Origin of the sequence: Flavobacterium petrolei (assembly GCF_003314435.2) — a bacterium.
Lineage (GTDB): Bacteria > Bacteroidota > Bacteroidia > Flavobacteriales > Flavobacteriaceae > Flavobacterium > Flavobacterium petrolei.
Genome location: NZ_QNVY02000001.1, coordinates 417,234 through 434,568, shown reverse-complemented (window position 1 = coordinate 434,568; position 17,335 = coordinate 417,234). Strand labels below are relative to the sequence as shown.

Annotated in this window: 13 protein-coding genes and 2 tRNA genes; 7 read left to right on the top strand and 8 right to left on the bottom strand. The window is 35.3% G+C overall.

Features of this window, described 5'->3' with window-relative positions; translation table 11 throughout:
- Positions 1-27 precede the first annotated feature (27 nt).
- On the bottom strand, positions 28-1,788 hold the full coding sequence (sppA, locus tag DR871_RS01920) for a signal peptide peptidase SppA (protein ID WP_113665093.1): 1,761 nt from the start codon (positions 1,786-1,788) through the stop codon (positions 28-30).
- Positions 1,789-1,926: 138 nt separating this feature from the next.
- Here sppA and folK point away from each other — a divergent pair, with 138 nt between their 5' ends.
- The gene (gene folK / locus DR871_RS01915; protein ID WP_113665094.1) at positions 1,927-3,063 is read left to right on the top strand and encodes a 2-amino-4-hydroxy-6-hydroxymethyldihydropteridine diphosphokinase; all 1,137 of its coding nucleotides are present in this window, start codon (positions 1,927-1,929) and stop codon (positions 3,061-3,063) included.
- A 17-nt stretch (positions 3,064-3,080) separates the two neighbouring features.
- Here the strand turns inward: folK and DR871_RS01910 are convergent, their stop codons facing one another.
- The 3 genes from DR871_RS01910 to DR871_RS01900 all read right to left on the bottom strand — a co-directional run bounded on the left by DR871_RS01910 (position 3,081) and on the right by DR871_RS01900 (position 6,341).
- Entirely contained in the window at positions 3,081-5,192 is a 2,112-nt protein-coding gene (locus DR871_RS01910; protein ID WP_242497062.1) for an Ig-like domain-containing protein, read from the bottom strand.
- 93 nt (positions 5,193-5,285) lie between these two features.
- The gene (locus DR871_RS01905) at positions 5,286-5,822 is read right to left on the bottom strand and encodes an RNA methyltransferase (protein ID WP_113665096.1); all 537 of its coding nucleotides are present in this window, start codon (positions 5,820-5,822) and stop codon (positions 5,286-5,288) included.
- A 69-nt stretch (positions 5,823-5,891) separates the two neighbouring features.
- Positions 5,892-6,341, bottom strand: coding sequence for a DUF1573 domain-containing protein (locus DR871_RS01900; protein WP_113665097.1), 450 nt, complete (start codon positions 6,339-6,341; stop codon positions 5,892-5,894).
- Positions 6,342-6,502: 161 nt separating this feature from the next.
- Here DR871_RS01900 and mutS point away from each other — a divergent pair, with 161 nt between their 5' ends.
- From mutS to DR871_RS01880, 4 genes are all read left to right on the top strand, one after another.
- Complete coding sequence (gene mutS, locus DR871_RS01895; RefSeq protein ID WP_165355296.1) at positions 6,503-9,109, top strand: DNA mismatch repair protein MutS; 2,607 nt, start codon at positions 6,503-6,505, stop codon at positions 9,107-9,109.
- 147 nt (positions 9,110-9,256) lie between these two features.
- A tRNA-Gly gene (locus tag DR871_RS01890) sits at positions 9,257-9,332 on the top strand.
- Between the two features lie 12 nt (positions 9,333-9,344).
- A tRNA-Leu gene (locus DR871_RS01885) sits at positions 9,345-9,430 on the top strand.
- Between the two features lie 137 nt (positions 9,431-9,567).
- Positions 9,568-9,915 carry a YegP family protein gene (locus tag DR871_RS01880; protein ID WP_113665098.1) on the top strand — a complete coding sequence of 116 codons (348 nt, stop codon included), beginning with the start codon at positions 9,568-9,570 and terminating at the stop codon, positions 9,913-9,915.
- Positions 9,916-10,100: 185 nt separating this feature from the next.
- On the opposite strand, the gene DR871_RS01875 is transcribed toward DR871_RS01880, so the two are convergent.
- The 4 genes from DR871_RS01875 to DR871_RS01860 all read right to left on the bottom strand — a co-directional run bounded on the left by DR871_RS01875 (position 10,101) and on the right by DR871_RS01860 (position 14,788).
- Positions 10,101-10,325, bottom strand: coding sequence for a PG1828 family lipoprotein (locus DR871_RS01875; protein WP_113665099.1), 225 nt, complete (start codon positions 10,323-10,325; stop codon positions 10,101-10,103).
- A 193-nt stretch (positions 10,326-10,518) separates the two neighbouring features.
- Entirely contained in the window at positions 10,519-12,693 is a 2,175-nt protein-coding gene (locus DR871_RS01870) for a S46 family peptidase (RefSeq protein ID WP_113665100.1), read from the bottom strand.
- A gap of 420 nt (positions 12,694-13,113) precedes the next feature.
- Positions 13,114-13,560: a GNAT family N-acetyltransferase gene (locus DR871_RS01865; RefSeq protein WP_113665101.1), complete on the bottom strand. Its 447-nt coding sequence runs from the start codon at positions 13,558-13,560 to the stop codon at positions 13,114-13,116.
- The gene (locus DR871_RS01860; RefSeq protein WP_113665102.1) at positions 13,553-14,788 is read right to left on the bottom strand and encodes a 3-deoxy-D-manno-octulosonic acid transferase; all 1,236 of its coding nucleotides are present in this window, start codon (positions 14,786-14,788) and stop codon (positions 13,553-13,555) included. The genes DR871_RS01865 and DR871_RS01860 overlap by 8 nt, the downstream gene beginning before the upstream one ends.
- Positions 14,789-15,015: 227 nt before the next feature.
- On the opposite strand from DR871_RS01860, the gene DR871_RS01855 reads away from it, so the two are divergent.
- Positions 15,016-16,146 (top strand): DegT/DnrJ/EryC1/StrS family aminotransferase, encoded by a 1,131-nt coding sequence (locus DR871_RS01855; RefSeq protein ID WP_113665103.1) that lies wholly within the window; start codon positions 15,016-15,018, stop codon positions 16,144-16,146.
- 83 nt (positions 16,147-16,229) lie between these two features.
- Positions 16,230-17,243, top strand: coding sequence for a UDP-glucose 4-epimerase GalE (gene galE, locus DR871_RS01850; RefSeq protein WP_113665104.1), 1,014 nt, complete (start codon positions 16,230-16,232; stop codon positions 17,241-17,243).
- Positions 17,244-17,335: the final 92 nt, after the last annotated feature.

The window sequence follows — 17,335 nt, the reverse complement described above, 5'->3', positions numbered from 1 at the left end:
ATTTAATAGTGGCCCTTATCTTTTTTTTTAATGCATATTGATTTCAAAAGGCATTATAGCTTGGATACCTTTTCGTGCTTGCAGTTTTTTTATTTCCTGCATCATACGATAATTTTCTTCTCCAATTTCTTCTTTTATGAAATCAGCTTTCGATTTTGCAAAAGGAAGATTAGCTAAAAGATCATCGAAGTTTTTCTCGTATTCCGGATAATTTTGGGTGCTGTAACTTTTTGTTTTTGCCAAAGAAGCTGCTTTTGCAATAGCGTCATCAAGACCTCCAATTTTATCTACAAGTCCAATTTTCAAAGCCTCTGAACCGGTCCAAACTCTTCCTTGAGCGATAGCGTCTACTTGTGCAAATGTCATTTTTCGACCCTGAGCTACATGAGCAACAAATGTTTTGTAGATGTGTTCTACACCTTCTAACGTGACAGCTTTGAATTTTTCATCTATGGGAACAAAAGGGCTATAATTAGCGGAATTTTCATGGGTTTTCACTTGTTCTGTGTAAATCCCTATTTTAGTGGCCAATGGTGTAAAGTTTGGTAATATTCCAAAAACGCCTATAGAACCAGTAATTGTGTTTTCTTCGGCAAAAATGGTGTTGGCATTACAAGCAATATAATAGCCGCCTGAAGCCGCATAATTCCCCATTGAAACCACGATCGGTTTAACTTTCTTTGTCAACTCAATTTCTCTCCAAATTAAATCTGAAGTCAAAGCACTTCCTCCCGGACTATCAATACGAAGTACAATTGCTTTTACATTTTTATTTTTTCGAGCTTCTTGTAACGAACGGCGCATAGAACCTTCACCAATCACATTCACATCACCTTCACCACCCATAATTTCTCCTTGCGCATAAATAATGGCGATTTCGTCTTTACTGTCAAAAGTTTGTGAAGTTGTAGCTACTTTTTGAGCATAATCTACAACAGATACTTTATTGTAATCTTCGTCATTAGCCACTTTAAGTGCTTTTTTTATCGCGTTATGATACACATCTTCGTAGGCAATAATGTCAACTAATTTTTGGGATTTTGCCATTTCAGGAGTTCGAGCAAGAAGTCCGTTAGCTATTTCATTCAATTTTGCCACTGATATATTTCTACTTTTTGCAATGTCAGCAGTAATTGAATTCCAAACAGAATTTAATAATGCGGTAGTTTGCTCTCTGTTGGCATCACTCATTTTATTTTCTAAAAATGGTTCTACAGCACTTTTATATTTCCCATGACGGATGACTTCCATTTTTAATCCTGATTTTTCCTGAAAATCTTTAAAGAACATAATTTCAGAAGATAATCCTTTGAAATCCATATCTCCAACCGGATTGATATAAATTGGGCTGGCAACAGAATTTAAATAATATTCTTTTTGAGAATATGAATTGGCATAAGCCATAACAAATTTGCCAGATTTTTTAAAGCTTTCCAGAGCATCTCTCAATGCTTTACTTTGTGCCATTCCCAGTGAGGAGTCGTTGTTTAGAATAGAGATTCCTTTGATGTCATTATCTGATTTTGCCTCTTCGATAGCATTTATAATGTCTGATAAACCTACTTTTTTGTTTTCTGAAAAAATAGTCATCCAAGGATCTTTATATTTTCCGGCATAATCATTTCTTATGTCTTCCAAGTTCAATTCGATTACCGAATTATTTTTCACCACAACACCTTCAGATTCACCACCAAAAATGGCTCCAATGAGGATAATTCCAAAAAAGAACAACATGAAAAAAACAAAAATACCTATAATGGTAGCCAATACATTTCCTAAAAATTTCATAATTATATTTTTTTAATAAGTCGCATAAAACATAGAAGTGTTACAAACAATGGTTTAGAATTTCTATGTTTAAATAGCAACAGAGGATACAAATATATTGCTTATTCTAAAATTCTTTTAGTTAATTTGCACCTAATTATGAAATCACAACATCAGGTCATTTTATCGCTAGGAAGCAACCAGGGCAATCGTTTAGAAAACATTGAGCATTGCTTGGAATTGATACACCAGGAAATTGGTACAGTTCTCAAAGTTTCCAAATTATACGAATCTCCAGCCTGGGGTTTTCAAAGTGATGCTTTTTATAATTGTGCCTTGGTTTTGCATACTTTTTCCTCTGCTCATAAAATTTTGGCTCAGGTTTTAAAAATCGAAAAGCGTTTGGGTCGCTTGCGCAATAAAACTCAGGAATACCAATCGCGTACCATTGATATTGATTTGATTGCATTCGACTCAGAAATTATTGCGACGGAAAAACTCCAAATTCCACATCCTTTGATGCAAAATAGGAATTTTGTTTTGTTGCCCATTCAGGATTTAAATTTAGATTGGAAACATCCTATTCTTCAAAAAAACATTTCGGAATTATTAACTTTGTCACCAGACGAAAGTGTTTGTACAGTAGTTCAGAATTTGGTTAATCCTTTGCAAAGTATTCCATTGGAACAATTTAATTATGTTGCCTTTGAAGGAAATATTGGCGCGGGAAAAACAACGTTGGCTACAAAAATTTCCGAGGATTTTAATGCGAAAACAGTATTGGAGCGTTTTGCCGATAATCCATTTTTGCCTAAATTTTATAAAGATCAAAACCGGTACGCGTTTCCACTTGAAATGTCTTTTTTAGCAGACAGATACCAACAATTATCGGATGATTTAGCACAATTTGATTTGTTTAAAGACTTTCTTGTTGCCGATTATCATATTTTTAAATCCTTGATTTTTGCAAAAATAACTTTGGCCGAAGACGAATATCGTTTGTACCGAAATCTCTTTGATATCATTTACAGAGAAATGCCAAAACCGGATTTGTACATTTATTTGTATCAAAATTCAGAAAGGCTTTTGCAAAATATAAAAAAGCGTGGCAGAAGCTATGAACAAAAAATTCCAGCTGAATATTTGGATAAAATCAATAGTGGTTATCTTGATTATATCAAATCTCAAACTGATTTGAATGTGTTGATTATAGATGTTTCGGATCGGGATTTTGTAAAAAATCAAGAAGATTATCTGTATATTTTAGGTGAAATTCAACAAAAAATATCAAGATAATTCAGTAATTCAAATTCTTATCTTTTTAATGAAAAGTGTCCTCTTTTTTCAGGACTGTTTGTGTCAATTTTTAATACATACCAATAATCGGTTGCCGGAAGTAAATTTTTATTGAACGTTCCGTCCCACGATGGTTTAGCCGCATATAATTTCGTGATGAATTTACCATAACGATCAAAGATGCTTACTTCAGCTTTAGGATAATTGACTAATCCTTTTATTTCCCATGCGTCATTAAAGGAGTCGTTGTTTGGGGTGAAAAATTTCGGAGCAATCAATACTATAAAAACGTCGCTGTCAATTCCGCATGAATTTATTTCTCTTGCATAAGCGGTTTGTAAGCCACTCGCTACATTGAAAAATATATTAGAACTTTGATAGTTAATCCCATCAACAGAATATTCGAAGTAATTTTTTTGGGTTTTTAAATAAATTACAACAGTGGTTTCATTAACATCAATCCGGTCGATTTCTGGGGTGTCATGTTCAATTACAGTGATTTTTTTGGTACTGCTGCAATTGGCGCTATTTGTTACGGTTACGTTATAAATGCCTGGCGTGGTAACCTGAATTGTTTTCGTGGTTTCGCCGGTTGACCATGAATACGTCATAGCAGGGATTGCTGCATCAAGGATTAAACTACCTGATTTACAAAGAATTAGTTCTTCGTCCGTAACTACCGGAAGATCGTAAATTATGATATCAACAGGAATCCGATTTCCGTTTGTACAACCGTTATTCAGGGCTTCGGCATAATAAGTTGTATTTTGTGTACTGTTGGGAACAGTCAGACTTGTTCCAGTTCCTATGACAGCGGTGCTAGTTAAGCTCGAATACCAATTAACTGTTCCATTGGTGGTAGTTGCTTGAACTGAAACAGAGCCTGCTCCACATCTTGAAACTGGATTGTTGGTTGATGTTATGTTAGGAATAGTGTTTATTGTTGCCGTGATGGCTGTTCTGTTATTGGAACATCCTGCTTCTAAATAATAGGTTGTTGTTGTATTTAAAAATGGGGTAGTATATGTATTACCCGTGTGTAATAAATTCCCAAAGCTTGCCGCATCATACCAATTAATCGTTCCGCCGGATGCTATTGCTTGCAATGTCACAGTTCCTGATCCGCAATTTGAAGCTGGTGTAGTAGCTGTAATTTGAGGAATTATTATCGTGGTACTGGCTGAAATTTCAAGAATTGGATCGCCAGGCATTCCACCGTATTCTACAATATATCCCTTTGATTGGTAATCTCCGCTTGCATCACCATTTAATTGTAAATCGTTCCACGATCCAGGAGTTCCTGGAACATCAAGCGCTTTAACGTGTGCATAATGCTCATTTCCATTACTATTATTTGGTTCGCCATTATTCCAAAAAGCAAATTGGTTTGGTGGCGCTGAGCCATTGATTCCGCCATTCCAAAAAACAGTTCCGTTTTCTGGACCTGTCATCCATTTCCAAATGCCTTCCGTTCCCACATCACTTCCGCCAATCCAACCATTTCCTAAAGCTTGCTCTCCGGCTATTTTTGCTTCATCAGCGGCGGTGATTGTCGCTAAATATCCTTGAATTCCAAAATAATTTTTCTGTTCTGCGGCTGCTTTTGCGGCTGTCCAGCTAATGCCTATGTTAGGGAAATATTCATAATAATGACCGTTTCTAGGTAAATAATTGGCTGCTCCAAGGGTAATAGAAAAAGTCCTACTACCAGAAGGAGTTATAGAGGAATTGCTAAAAACAACATCTTTGATCGCATCTACAAAGTCTGCATAAAGTACTTTTACTGGTGGAGTAGCACTGGATAATTTTAGTTTTCCCTCAAGAGGACTCCATTCAGTCACAATATTTGGATGTAATGTGGGATTGGATAATTGGATTACATCCTGTCCGTTTACATATCCTGTAGAAATTTGGATATAAATTGCGTCAGTTGCAATGTCACTGGCATCAGAGCCAGTTATGCTTACATCGGTCACTATTTTTAATGGAGTTCCCGTACAGTAAATTTGAGTTCCTGTTGCTGTAATTCTGGGGGCAATAGCTGTATTAGTTGATTTTATTAATTTTTTAGAAATAACAGCGCTGTCTTTTTTTAGAGTACAAATGGGACTGGCTGAATAGTTAGCCATTGGTACAAATAATAAAAAAGCTATTGTTATTTTTAAGAAAGTATAAATCCTCATATGATACGATATTGCTGTTCCTATTTTTTTTAAAAATTTCTATTTTGGCCAGTTCATTTTTTGAAATAAATCCCAGACCACAATTCCGGCACTTACGGAAATATTCAAAGAATGTTTGGTGCCTAGTTGTGGAATTTCGATGGAGCCATCGCACAACGCAACTGCTTCTTGCGAAACGCCATAGACTTCGTTTCCAAAAACCAAAGCATATTTTTCTCCTTTTTTAACCTTAAAGTTTTGCAGAAAAATAGCGCTTTCCACTTGTTCTATGGCAAGTGTCATTACTTTTTCTTTTTTTAATTTTTCGATAACTTCAAGAACATTCTCTTTATGTTCCCAAGCAACAGTTTCAGTGGCTCCAAGTGCGGTTTTGTGAATTTCCTTGTTGGGAGGTGTAGCTGTAATGCCACATAAATATATTTTTTCAATTAGAAATGCATCGGCAGTTCTAAAAACAGAGCCAATATTGTGTAGGCTACGAATGTCATCCAATACTAAAATAAGGGGTGTTTTTTCAGATTGTTTAAATGCTTCAATGGATTTTCGTTCCAGTTCGCTATTTTCAAGCTTTCTCATATTTTGTAAATTTACCAAAAAAAAAGCTTCCGAAGTTAATGGAAGCTTTTTTATGCATTGCGTTAAAATTTAGCTTTTTGCAGCATCAGCAGCTAAAACATTTCCTTTTATTGTAAGTGTTTTACTTGGTACAACTGCATTAGTTGTCAAAGTAACTGTTTTTGTAAATGCTTGACCCGCTCTTGACGTATCATATTTTACTCCAATAACACCTTTTGCACCTGGAGCAATTGGTTCTTTTGGATACGTTGGTACAGTACAACCACAAGAACCTTGTGCATTAGTAATGATTAATGGTTTGTTACCGTTATTAGTGAAAACAAATTCACGACGACCGTCAGAGTTGTAAGCTACAGTGCCATAATCAATGGTTTCAGTTACGAAAACCATTCCTGCTCCATTTACTTTTGCAGTTGCAACTTTAGTAGTTGTTGCTTTTAATTTTTTTGATGTTTCTTGTGCGTTAGAAGTAGTAACTCCTAAAACAACTAGCATACCTAAAGCAATTATTTTTTTCATGTGATTCTAATTTTAAAATATATACAAATCTATATAAAAATTAGAATTTACGCCTTAATTTTTTCTTAAAAAAATAGTTTAATTTTTTGAAGAGACCGCATTTTTGTTTAAAAATCTATAAATTCGCCTAAATATTTTTTAATTTCTCAAACATAAAACCATTGGCATCTAAAGATAAAGTAGTTAAGGAAACACCATTAATGAAACAATACAACGAGATAAAAAGGAAATATCCTGATGCGTGTTTGTTGTTTCGTGTGGGCGATTTTTATGAGACATTTGGTGAAGATGCTGTGCGTGCTTCTAAAATTTTAGGAATCGTGTTAACCAAGCGTGGAGCGGGATCTGAAACAGAAACGGCGCTTGCCGGTTTTCCGCATCATTCTTTGAATACGTATTTGCCAAAATTAGTAAAAGCTGGACTTCGTGTAGCCATTTGTGATCAGCTTGAAGATCCTAAAATGACTAAAACTATCGTAAAACGTGGTGTAACTGAACTTGTAACTCCTGGGGTTTCAATGAATGATGAGGTATTGCAGTCCAAAACAAATAATTTTTTGGCTTCAATTTATTTCGCCAATAAATCGATAGGAATTTCCTTTTTGGATGTTTCTACCGGAGAGTTTTTGACGGCGCAAGGGAATGCTGAATATATTGACAAACTGTTGCAGAATTTTAATCCAAGTGAAGTTCTGATTCCAAAAAACAATAAAAATGATTTTCGGGAAATTTTCGGGGATGACTATCATAGTTTTTATCTTGAAGATTGGATTTACAAAGAAGATTATGCATTTGAAACCTTAACCAAGCATTTTCAAACGGTTTCCCTAAAAGGATTTGGAATCGAAGAATTGAAAGAAGGAATTATTGCTTCGGGAGCCATTTTGTATTATTTATCCGAGACGCAGCACAATCGAGTGCAACATATAACTGCGATTCAACGTATTGCCGAAGACGCCTACGTTTGGATGGATCGATTCACGATTCGTAATCTGGAATTGTACCACAGTTACAATCCAAACGCAGTGACGTTACTGGATGTTATCGATAAAACGCTTTCGCCAATGGGTGGTCGTTTACTGAAACGATGGTTAGCATTGCCGCTAAAAGACAGTCATAAAATTCAAGGGCGGCACCAAGTGGTTTCTTATTTAAAAGAAAACCAAAGTGTTCTGAAAAACATTCAAAATCAAATCAAGCAGATTTCCGATTTGGAACGTTTGATTTCTAAAATTGCAGCTGGAAAAGTATCGCCTCGCGAAGTAGTTTATCTGAAAGAATCGTTGGATGCTATTATTCCAATAAAAACTCTGGCGTTAGAAAGTCCTCAAGAAGCAGTAAAAGTAATTGGTGACAGTTTGCACAGTTGCGAATTGCTGCGGGAGAAAATAAAAACGGTTTTAAATCAAGATGCGCCTGTTGCTATTGCCAAAGGAAATGCTATTGCCAAAGGAATTAATGCTGAATTAGATGAGTTAAGGGCAATATCAACTTCAGGAAAGGAATTCTTGGAAGGAATTGAAAAACGGGAATCACAATTGACGGGAATTTCTTCATTGAAAATTTCTTTTAATAACGTTTTTGGATATTACATCGAAGTCAGAAATATGCACAAAGATAAAGTTCCTGCGGAATGGATTCGAAAGCAAACTTTGGTTAATGCAGAGCGTTATATAACAGAGGAATTAAAAGAATACGAAACTAAAATACTTGGTGCCGAAGAAAAAATCCACAAAATAGAAGTAGAATTATTTGAACAATTGGTGAGCTGGATCGCTACGTATATAAAACCGGTTCAAATGAATGCTAATCTTGTGGCGCAATTGGATTGTTTGTGTTCTTTTACACAATTAGCTATCGAAAATAAATATGTGTGTCCGGAGCTAGACGAAACATGCGAATTGGAAATCAAAAACGGAAGACATCCTGTTATCGAAAAGCAATTGCCGGTTGGGATGCCTTATATTGCCAATGATGTTTTCTTGGATAGAGAGACGCAGCAGCTGATTATGATTACGGGTCCGAATATGTCCGGAAAATCAGCTATTTTGCGTCAAACGGCGCTGATTGTGCTGTTGTGCCAAATGGGAAGTTTCGTGCCTGCGGATAGCGTGAGAATGGGAATTGTAGATAAAATATTTACTAGAGTAGGAGCGAGTGATAATATTTCGATGGGCGAATCTACTTTCATGGTCGAAATGAACGAAACGGCCTCTATCTTGAATAATATTTCCGATAGGAGCTTAGTTCTTTTAGACGAAATTGGAAGAGGAACGAGCACTTATGACGGGATTTCGATCGCTTGGGCAATTGCAGAATTCTTACACGAACATCCTTCGAAACCGAAGACATTGTTCGCTACACATTACCATGAACTGAATGAAATGAGTGAATCATTGCCTAGAATTCAGAATTATAATGTGGCTGTCAAAGAATTAAAGGATACTGTACTTTTTATTCGGAAATTGGTAAAAGGAGGAAGCGCGCATAGTTTTGGAATACACGTAGCAAAAATGGCAGGAATGCCTCAAATTGTAATTCTGAAAGCGCAAAAGCTTTTAAAGAAATTAGAAAAAAATCATTCCAGTGATGCGCTGAACGGAATTAAAGCTGCAAAAGATGAAATGCAAATGAGTTTCTTTAATCTCGATGATCCTTTGTTGGAGGAAATCAAAGAAGAGATCTTAAATCTGGACATCAATACCATTACGCCTATGGAAGCGCTGATGAAACTCAATGAAATTAAAAGAATGTTGACAAGAAAATAATTTTATTTTTTTTAATCTTTAGGTTATCAGAAGATTAACTTTTGCACATGATTTTTTTATCTAAAAGGCTTGTGTAATTCAATAAATGTCTTAAATTTGCATCCGCAATACAGATCAAGTATTGCGGTTCTTTTAAGAATTGATAATGCGAAAATAGCTCAGTTGGTAGAGCGCGACCTTGCCAAGGTCGAGGTCGCGGGTTCGAGCCCCGTTTTTCGCTCCAACACCACATAATGCTCGGATGGTGAAATTGGTAGACACGCTGGACTTAAAATCCAGTGAACAGCAATGTTCGTGCGGGTTCAAGTCCCGCTCTGAGTACTAAAAAAGCTTCAAACTATGTTTGGAGCTTTTTTTATTTATAGAAATTTGTAACTCAAAACAAAATGATTTTGCAGAAATGAATTTGAAGTTCGATGTTTAGTATCTGAAATCCGCAATCAAAAATCTAAAATTTCATGGGAGCTTTTGTAATTAGTAAAAGATATAACGACGAATATAAATTTGTATTTACTTCCAGAAAAGGGAAAGTTGTTTTTACGAGTCTGAGTTATGAACTCAAGTTTGAGTGTGAAGAAGATATTGAAAGGTTTAAAACGAATATTCAGTCAGCAAATTTTTTGAAATTTAAATCTTCCAGTGGGAAGTTTTATTTCAAATTAATGCTTGGGGATAATCATTTTGCAACAAGCAGAAAGTACACTACTTCCCTGCGTTTGCAGAAGGGAATTGACGAAATTGTACGATATGGTTCTGTATCTGAAATTTTAGATTTCTCAGCAAATGATTTAGTTTTCATTGATTGAGTTTTTTTTTTTTTTTTTTTTTTTTCACTTAAATCGACAAAAAGAAGAGCGTCTTGGTAATTGCCAAGACGCTCTTCTTTTTTTTTGCTTTTGTAAAGCTGTTTCTTTTTTAAGAAACTGTTACAAATTAAAAAAGCCATCTCGCAGAGCGGATGGCTTTAAAATTTTTAGAATTTGAGTTCTAATTATTTTTTTGCAGCTTCAGTAGCAACTTCAGCAGCATCAGTAGCAACAGCAGCAGCAGAATCAACAACTACAGCAGCAGAGTCAACAACAGCAGCAGCAGAATCAACTACCATAGCAGCAGAATCAACAGTAGTTGCAGCGTCCTCAGCAGGAGCGTCAGCTTTTTTACATGATACAACAGTTAATACAGCAACAGCAGCTAAACTTAAAAATACTTTTTTCATCTTAATTTAATATAAAAGGTTAATTATTAATTCGTGGCAAAGATATAAATTTTTTAATATGTAAAATATTTTTTTATTTTTTTTTTATAAAATATTATTTTTTGCCAACGTTGGAACAGGTTACAATTATTGTGCCAGTTTAAGCAATTGATTAAGAAATGTTTAATAACATTTGATTAGTCTTGTTTTTCGGCTATTTTTGTTTTAATTTTTTATTTTTTAGTGGTTTGTTTTTCTTTGGATGCACTAGTTTTAATTCACTGATTAAGTTTTTTGCACCTGCATATTTATCCATAATGAACAACACGTAACGGATATCCACCATGATATTTCTGCAAATACTTGGATCGTAATAAATATCACTCATAGTTCCTTCCCAAACCCTGTCAAAATTCAGTCCTATTAAGTTTCCGTTAGCGTCAATTGCGGGGCTTCCTGAATTACCTCCTGTAGTGTGATTTGTACCAATAAAACATACGGGCATTTTCCCATTTTCGCCGTAAGGACCGTAATCCTTTGTTTTGTATAAATCGATTAATTTAGCAGGAACATCAAATTCATAGTCTCCCGGAATATATTTTTCCATCACGCCGTCCAAATACGTTACTGGAGTGTATACAGTGGCATCTTTAGGCTCATAACCTTTTACTTTTCCATAGGTTACACGCAAGGTGCTGTTAGCATCCGGAAAAATGCGGCTTTCCGTATTCAATTCTAATTGCGCTTTCATGTACGTGCGTTGCAACGCAGTAATCGTTAAGTTCAGTTCGTCGTATTTTGGCGCAACTTCTTTAGAATATTTGTCGGCTAATTCTTTTACAAGCAAGAAACCCGGATCATTATTTAAATTTGCCAAAACAGTTCCGGCATCACCCGTTAACAATTGTTTCAAACCGGCGTAATTTTTCAGTTGAGATTTGGTGTAAACTTCCGAAGCCAGATTTTTAGCATTTACATTCACCAAGCCTTTTGGTAAAAATTGTTTTGGAGATTTCGTCGCATACAATTCAATTAACTGCTCAAAAACTTTTTCATCGACAGTTGCATTGAAATTCTTGTAAAAATCAGCCAGCCCTGCTATTAAATTATTTTTTCGGTCATTGAAAGACTGTTCTCCTTTACTTTTGTAAACTTCTTCCAATTGGTATAATTTATATCCCGTACTTAGTAATTCAGTATTGCGCAGTACTACTTCTGTAAAATAGTCTCTTGCTACCGCATAAGGAGCAATTTCCGTGTAGTTTTTGTCAAAGTCAGCCAAAAGTGTTCCGTATTCTTTTTCTTTGCCTGTTTTTACTATTTTTTGCTGAAATTCTTTTTCAGATTCTTTTTTTACGGCAACTGCATTTGATTTTTTTAATCCTTGTGTTTCGCCAATCCATTTTTTCCAATAATTGGCAATGCTTGCATATTTTGAAGCGTATTGAATTTTGATGGCATTGTCTTTTCGCATAAAACCATCGGCAACTTTCAAGGCTTTGTCTCTGATTTCGATTTTTGCTGGATTCAGTTCGTTTACAATTTGCTCAATCGCAACCGAAGGTAAATATTCGTTTGTTTTTCCTGGGTAACCAAAAACCAATGTAAAATCATCTTCGGCTACGCCATCCAATGAAATAGGCAAGAAATGTTTAGGCGTATAAGGGACGTTGTCTTTTGAATAGGCTGCCGGGCGATTATTTTTGTCGGCATAAATTCTAAACAATGAGAAATCTCCGGTATGACGCGGCCAAACCCAGTTATCAGTATCAGAACCAAATTTCCCTATAGAGGAAGGCGGAGCGCCAACTAAACGCACATCTGTAAAGGTTTCCGTTACAAAAAGAATGTATTGATTGCCTTCGAAAAAAGTACGGATTTTATTTTCCTGCCAATTTTCCTTTGGCAACGATTTCGACAATGCCGTAATGTTTTCTTGAATTTTCTTTTGTTTTGCAGCTTCGTTAGTAAGGGTTGCAGTGCCTTCTAGAACAGCTGTTGTTACATCTTCAATTTTTACCATAAAAGTTACTGTCAAACCTTCGTTTGGTAATTCATCTTCCATTTTGTAGGCCCAAAAACCATCCGTCAGGTAATCATGATCAACGGTAGAATGCGATTGAATTTGTGAAAATCCACAATGATGATTGGTCAGGATTAGCCCTTTTGGCGAAATAACTTCTGAGGTACAACCTCCGTTAAAATGAGGTACCGCATCTTTCATACTCGACTGATTCACATCATAAATGTCTTGCACGGATATTTTCATGCCCAGATTTTTCATTTCGGTTTCATTCATTCCTTTCAGCAGCGAAGGAATCCACATACCCCCTTGCTGGGCTTGCGTCTGAATGACAAATAGTAATAAGAATAATTTTAAAAATTTCATTAGTATATAATTTAGTTTGATAAAAGTGTGATACAAATTGATGATTTATTTTGAATTGTAAGCCAGTAAGAAAGTGCACTAATGGTGTTTGCCTTTCCAAGTGCCCCCGTATCTGTAATGAGGTAATGGTTTAGAGTTTTCACAACAGGTTTGACAAACAAACATCCAATTTTTTCCTGAAGTAATTTGAATCCGAAACATATTATCCGCCGTCGCAGTACAAATTTCACATATTTTAGTCTTCATAATACCATTGTTGCTTGCGGTTTTATATTTGGATAAAGCGCTATAAATACGCACAAAAAATTAAAACGTTTCCTTTTTACAGTCTATAATTACTTGTTTTGAGAATGTGTCTAAAAAACGACTCAGGTTAAGAATAATTTAAAAATCTACCGCTTGAGTGCTCAATTAGCAATATTATTTAGTTTTAAGACGCATTAATTTTCGATTATGCATTTCGAAACCGTTGGCAATATACAAATTTTGAGCTTTTTTGTTGTGTGGTTCTACTTCCAGATAGATCAGTTTTAACGATAATTTATGACTTTCATCTTTTATAAATTCAATGGCTTTTGAGCCAATCCCTTTTCCGCGTGCTTTTTCGGTGATGTACAATTCGTCTAAAAAAGCAATTTTTCCCTGGTATTCAAAACTAAAAACAAAGGTTAGAATTAGATATCCTACAATTTCGTTATCGGATACAATCAACCATGCTTTGCCCAGATTTTTATTAGAAATAAATTCTTCAAACAAAGCCTTGGAAACGTCACTTTTAATGGGATAATTATCGATGGCATAAAATTTCTCCATCAGGGAGACGATGGTTTCGATATCAGCAGTAGTGATATGTTTGAACTCAATCATTCAGAATATTTTTTAAAATGATGGCAGTAGCGCCTTTGTTCATTTGTACAAAAGTGCTGCACATGTGTCCTTTTTCGTTACGAATGTCATCATTGCGTATTAGGTTCTCAAGAGCTTCGTTTAATTCTTTTTGATTGCTGACCGCAAGACAAGCTTCCATATTGACTAGCGCAATTGCTTCTGCAAAATGCGAATAGTTAGGTCCAATAAGGATTGGAACACCAAAAGTAGCGGGTTCTAAAACATTGTGAACTCCGGGATTCCCGAAACCGCCGCCCACATAAGCAATATCTGCATAACTGTAGATTTTAGTTAAAATCCCGATGGTGTCAATAATGAAGACATCGAAAGTGGCAAGCTGCTTTCCTTCTTTTTCAGAGAATAAAACAGTTTTTTTAGTGATACTGTTTTTTAATTGTTGAATTTGTTCTTCCTTGATATTATGTGGTGCAATTATAAACTTGACATTGAAAGTATTCGAATTAATAAAATTCACTATTAAATCTTCGTCTTTTGGCCACGAACTTCCCACAACAATAGTGAGTGTGTTGTTTTTGAATTGAGAAATAAAATCCAGCGAATTATCTTTTTCTAAAATTGTGGCCACTCGGTCAAAACGGGTGTCACCAGAAACGGCAACATTACTTTTCCCTAACTGCTGCAGTAGTTTTTTTGAAATTTCATTTTGAACAAAAAAGTAGGTAAATGCAGCCAGCGCGTCTCTATAAAAACCACCGTACCATTTAAAAAACAGTTGGTTTTTTCTTAGAATTCCAGAAATCAGGTAGGTTTTAGTATTTGATTTTTTGAGTTCGAATAAATAATTGGGCCAGTATTCATATTTGATAAAAAACACTAAATCCGGATGAACGAGTTGTAGAAATTGTTGTGCATTTTTCTTGGTATCCAAAGGTAAATACACCGTAACATCAGCAACAGTATTGTTTTTACGAACTTCATAACCCGAAGGAGAAAAGAACGTAACCACGATTTTGTGCAATGGGAATTGCTCTTTTATCTTTTCAATAACGGGTAAACCTTGCTCGTATTCGCCCAAAGAAGCGGCATGAAACCAGATTGTTTTGTCAGTAGATTTTATTTTTTGTTCCAAAACAGGGAAAACTTCTTTCCTGCCATCCACAAAAAGTTTCATTTTTGGACTGAAAAGCGCAGTGATTTTTAATAAAAAACCAGCAAAATGAACGATTAAGTTATAAAGAAAAAGCATGATTAAAATTTTGGGGCTAAAATACGTTTTCTTTATTTTAATTTCTTCTGCAGTAATATTTAAATTTTGGTTACAGGTACTTCCTTTTTATTTCATTGGAATATTATCTTTTTTACTGTTGGTTGCATTGGTTTCAACTCATAAATAACTATTTTTGTTCTTCGTTTTAAGAAAGTATTTGCTGTGTTTAGAAACGGCAATTTTTCGAACATTAAACAAAAATTGCAATGAAAAAAATCCAAATGGTTGACTTAAAAAGTCAATATGAAAAAATAAAAGATACCGTTAACATTTCTATTCAGGAAGTTTTAGACACTAATACCTATATTAATGGACCTCAAGTTCATCAATTTCAAAAATCATTAGAGAAATATCTGGACGTAAAACACGTAATTCCTTGTGCAAATGGAACCGATGCGCTACAAATTGCGATGATGGGACTGGATTTGAAACCAGGAGATGAGGTAATCACTGCTGATTTTACTTTTGCTGCGACAGTGGAAGTCATTGCTTTATTGCAATTGACTCCCGTTTTAGTAGATGTGAATTTGTTCAACATGAATATTTCTATTGAAGGAATCAAAAAAGCGATTACGTCAAAAACAAAAGCAATTGTACCGGTACATTTGTTTGGTCGTGCCGCCAATATGGAAGCTATTATGGCTATTGCCAAAGAATATAACTTATACGTTATCGAAGATAATGCGCAAGCGATTGGTGCCAACTGTAAATTTTCGGATGGGACTAAAAAGAAAGCGGGAACGATTGGACACGTAGGAGCAACTTCGTTTTTCCCTTCTAAAAATCTTGGATGTTATGGAGATGGTGGAGCGATTTTTACGAATGATGATGCTTTGGCACACAAACTTCGCGGAATTGTAAATCACGGAATGTACGAGCGATACCATCATGATGTTGTAGGTGTAAATTCTAGATTAGACAGTATTCAGGCAGCGGTTTTGAACGCTAAGTTGCCTTTATTAGATGATTATGGAAGAGCCAGACAAGACGCAGCCAGGAAATATTCTGCTGCTTTTGAAGGGCATAAAAATATCGTTGCGCCAAGTATTTGTGATATTTGCGACTGTCACGTTTTTCATCAATATACATTACGAATTATTGGTGCTGACAGGAATGGTTTAATGCAGCATTTATTAGATAAAGGAATACCTTGTGCTATTTATTACCCAATTCCGTTGCATTCGCAAAAAGCATACGCTGATTCTCGTTACAAAGAAGAAGATTTTCCAGTAACCAATCAATTGGTTACGGAAGTACTTTCATTGCCAATGCACACCGAATTAGATGACGAGCAAATTAAGTTTATAACAGATTCTGTTTTAGAATATTTAGGATAATTTTAGTAGAGACGCGATTTATCGCGTCTTTTTTTATAAACGAGAAGACGCAATAAGTTGCGTTTTTATAGAAAAAAGAAATCATGAAAATATTAGTCACAGGTGGGTTGGGTTTCATAGGATCTCATACCGTAGTAGAATTACAAAACGAAGGTTATGAAGTTATCGTTGTCGATAATTTATCAAATACTTCCTTGAGTGTTTTGGACGGAATTCATAATATTACGGGTAAAGTTCCGGCTTTCGAAAAATTAGATTTGCGAGAAAAAGAAAAAGTGCAGGATTTTTTCAAAAGGCATCATGATATTTCAGGTGTTATTCATTTTGCAGCTTCGAAAGCAGTGGGCGAAAGTGTAGAAAACCCATTGTTATACTATGAAAATAATATCAATGCCTTGGTTTATGTTTTACAAGAATTACAGCAAAAACCGGAAGCAAATTTCATTTTTAGCTCGTCATGTACTGTTTATGGTCAGGCGGAAACCATGCCGATAACTGAAAATGCTTCGATTCAAACAGCGATGTCTCCTTATGGGAATACGAAACAAATAGGAGAAGAAATTATCACTGATACAGCCAAAGTTACTAATATCAACGCGATTTTATTGCGTTATTTTAATCCAATTGGGGCGCATCCTTCTACTGAAATTGGAGAATTACCTATTGGTGTTCCTCAGAATTTAGTGCCGTTTATTACACAAACCGGTTTTGGATTGCGTAAAGAGCTTTCGGTTTATGGAGATGATTATCCAACTCCAGATGGAACAGCAGTTCGCGATTATATTCACGTAGTAGATTTGGCGAAAGCCCATGTTATCGCTTTGCAACGCTTGCTGAACAAAAAAAATACGGAAAAAGTAGAAACCTTTAATTTGGGAACCGGAACCGGAAGCTCCGTTTTAGAAGTAATACATACTTTCGAAAAAGTAAGCGGTAAAAAATTGCCTTATAAAATTGTAGGCCGTAGAGAAGGAGATATAACTTCAGCGTATGCCAATACCGATAAAGCCAATACTGTTTTAGGATGGAAAGCACAATCGACGCTTGAAGAAGCGATGGCAAGCGCTTGGAAATGGGAACAGAAAATTCGTTCGTAGAGATACACTACGAAAGCATTTATATTAAAATAATTAAAAATCCCAAAGTATCAATGATGATAGTTTGGGATTTTTTTAGGTGAAAATCACTG

Bases quoted from the DNA above. Each gene is read 5' to 3' on its own strand.
- DR871_RS01865 (WP_113665101.1), bottom strand. From the start codon at position 13,560: ATGATTGAGTTCAAACATATCACTACTGCTGATATCGAAACCATCGTC.
- DR871_RS01875 (WP_113665099.1), bottom strand. From the start codon at position 10,325: ATGAAAAAAGTATTTTTAAGTTTAGCTGCTGTTGCTGTATTAACTGTT.
- sppA (WP_113665093.1), bottom strand. From the start codon at position 1,788: ATGAAATTTTTAGGAAATGTATTGGCTACCATTATAGGTATTTTTGTT.
- DR871_RS01905 (WP_113665096.1), bottom strand. From the start codon at position 5,822: ATGAGAAAGCTTGAAAATAGCGAACTGGAACGAAAATCCATTGAAGCA.
- DR871_RS01870 (WP_113665100.1), bottom strand. From the start codon at position 12,693: ATGAAATTTTTAAAATTATTCTTATTACTATTTGTCATTCAGACGCAA.
- DR871_RS01900 (WP_113665097.1), bottom strand. From the start codon at position 6,341: ATGAAAAAAATAATTGCTTTAGGTATGCTAGTTGTTTTAGGAGTTACT.
- DR871_RS01855 (WP_113665103.1), top strand. From the start codon at position 15,016: ATGAAAAAAATCCAAATGGTTGACTTAAAAAGTCAATATGAAAAAATA.
- folK (WP_113665094.1), top strand. From the start codon at position 1,927: ATGAAATCACAACATCAGGTCATTTTATCGCTAGGAAGCAACCAGGGC.
- DR871_RS01880 (WP_113665098.1), top strand. From the start codon at position 9,568: ATGGGAGCTTTTGTAATTAGTAAAAGATATAACGACGAATATAAATTT.
- DR871_RS01860 (WP_113665102.1), bottom strand. From the start codon at position 14,788: ATGCTTTTTCTTTATAACTTAATCGTTCATTTTGCTGGTTTTTTATTA.
- galE (WP_113665104.1), top strand. From the start codon at position 16,230: ATGAAAATATTAGTCACAGGTGGGTTGGGTTTCATAGGATCTCATACC.
- DR871_RS01910 (WP_242497062.1), bottom strand. From the start codon at position 5,192: ATGGCTAACTATTCAGCCAGTCCCATTTGTACTCTAAAAAAAGACAGC.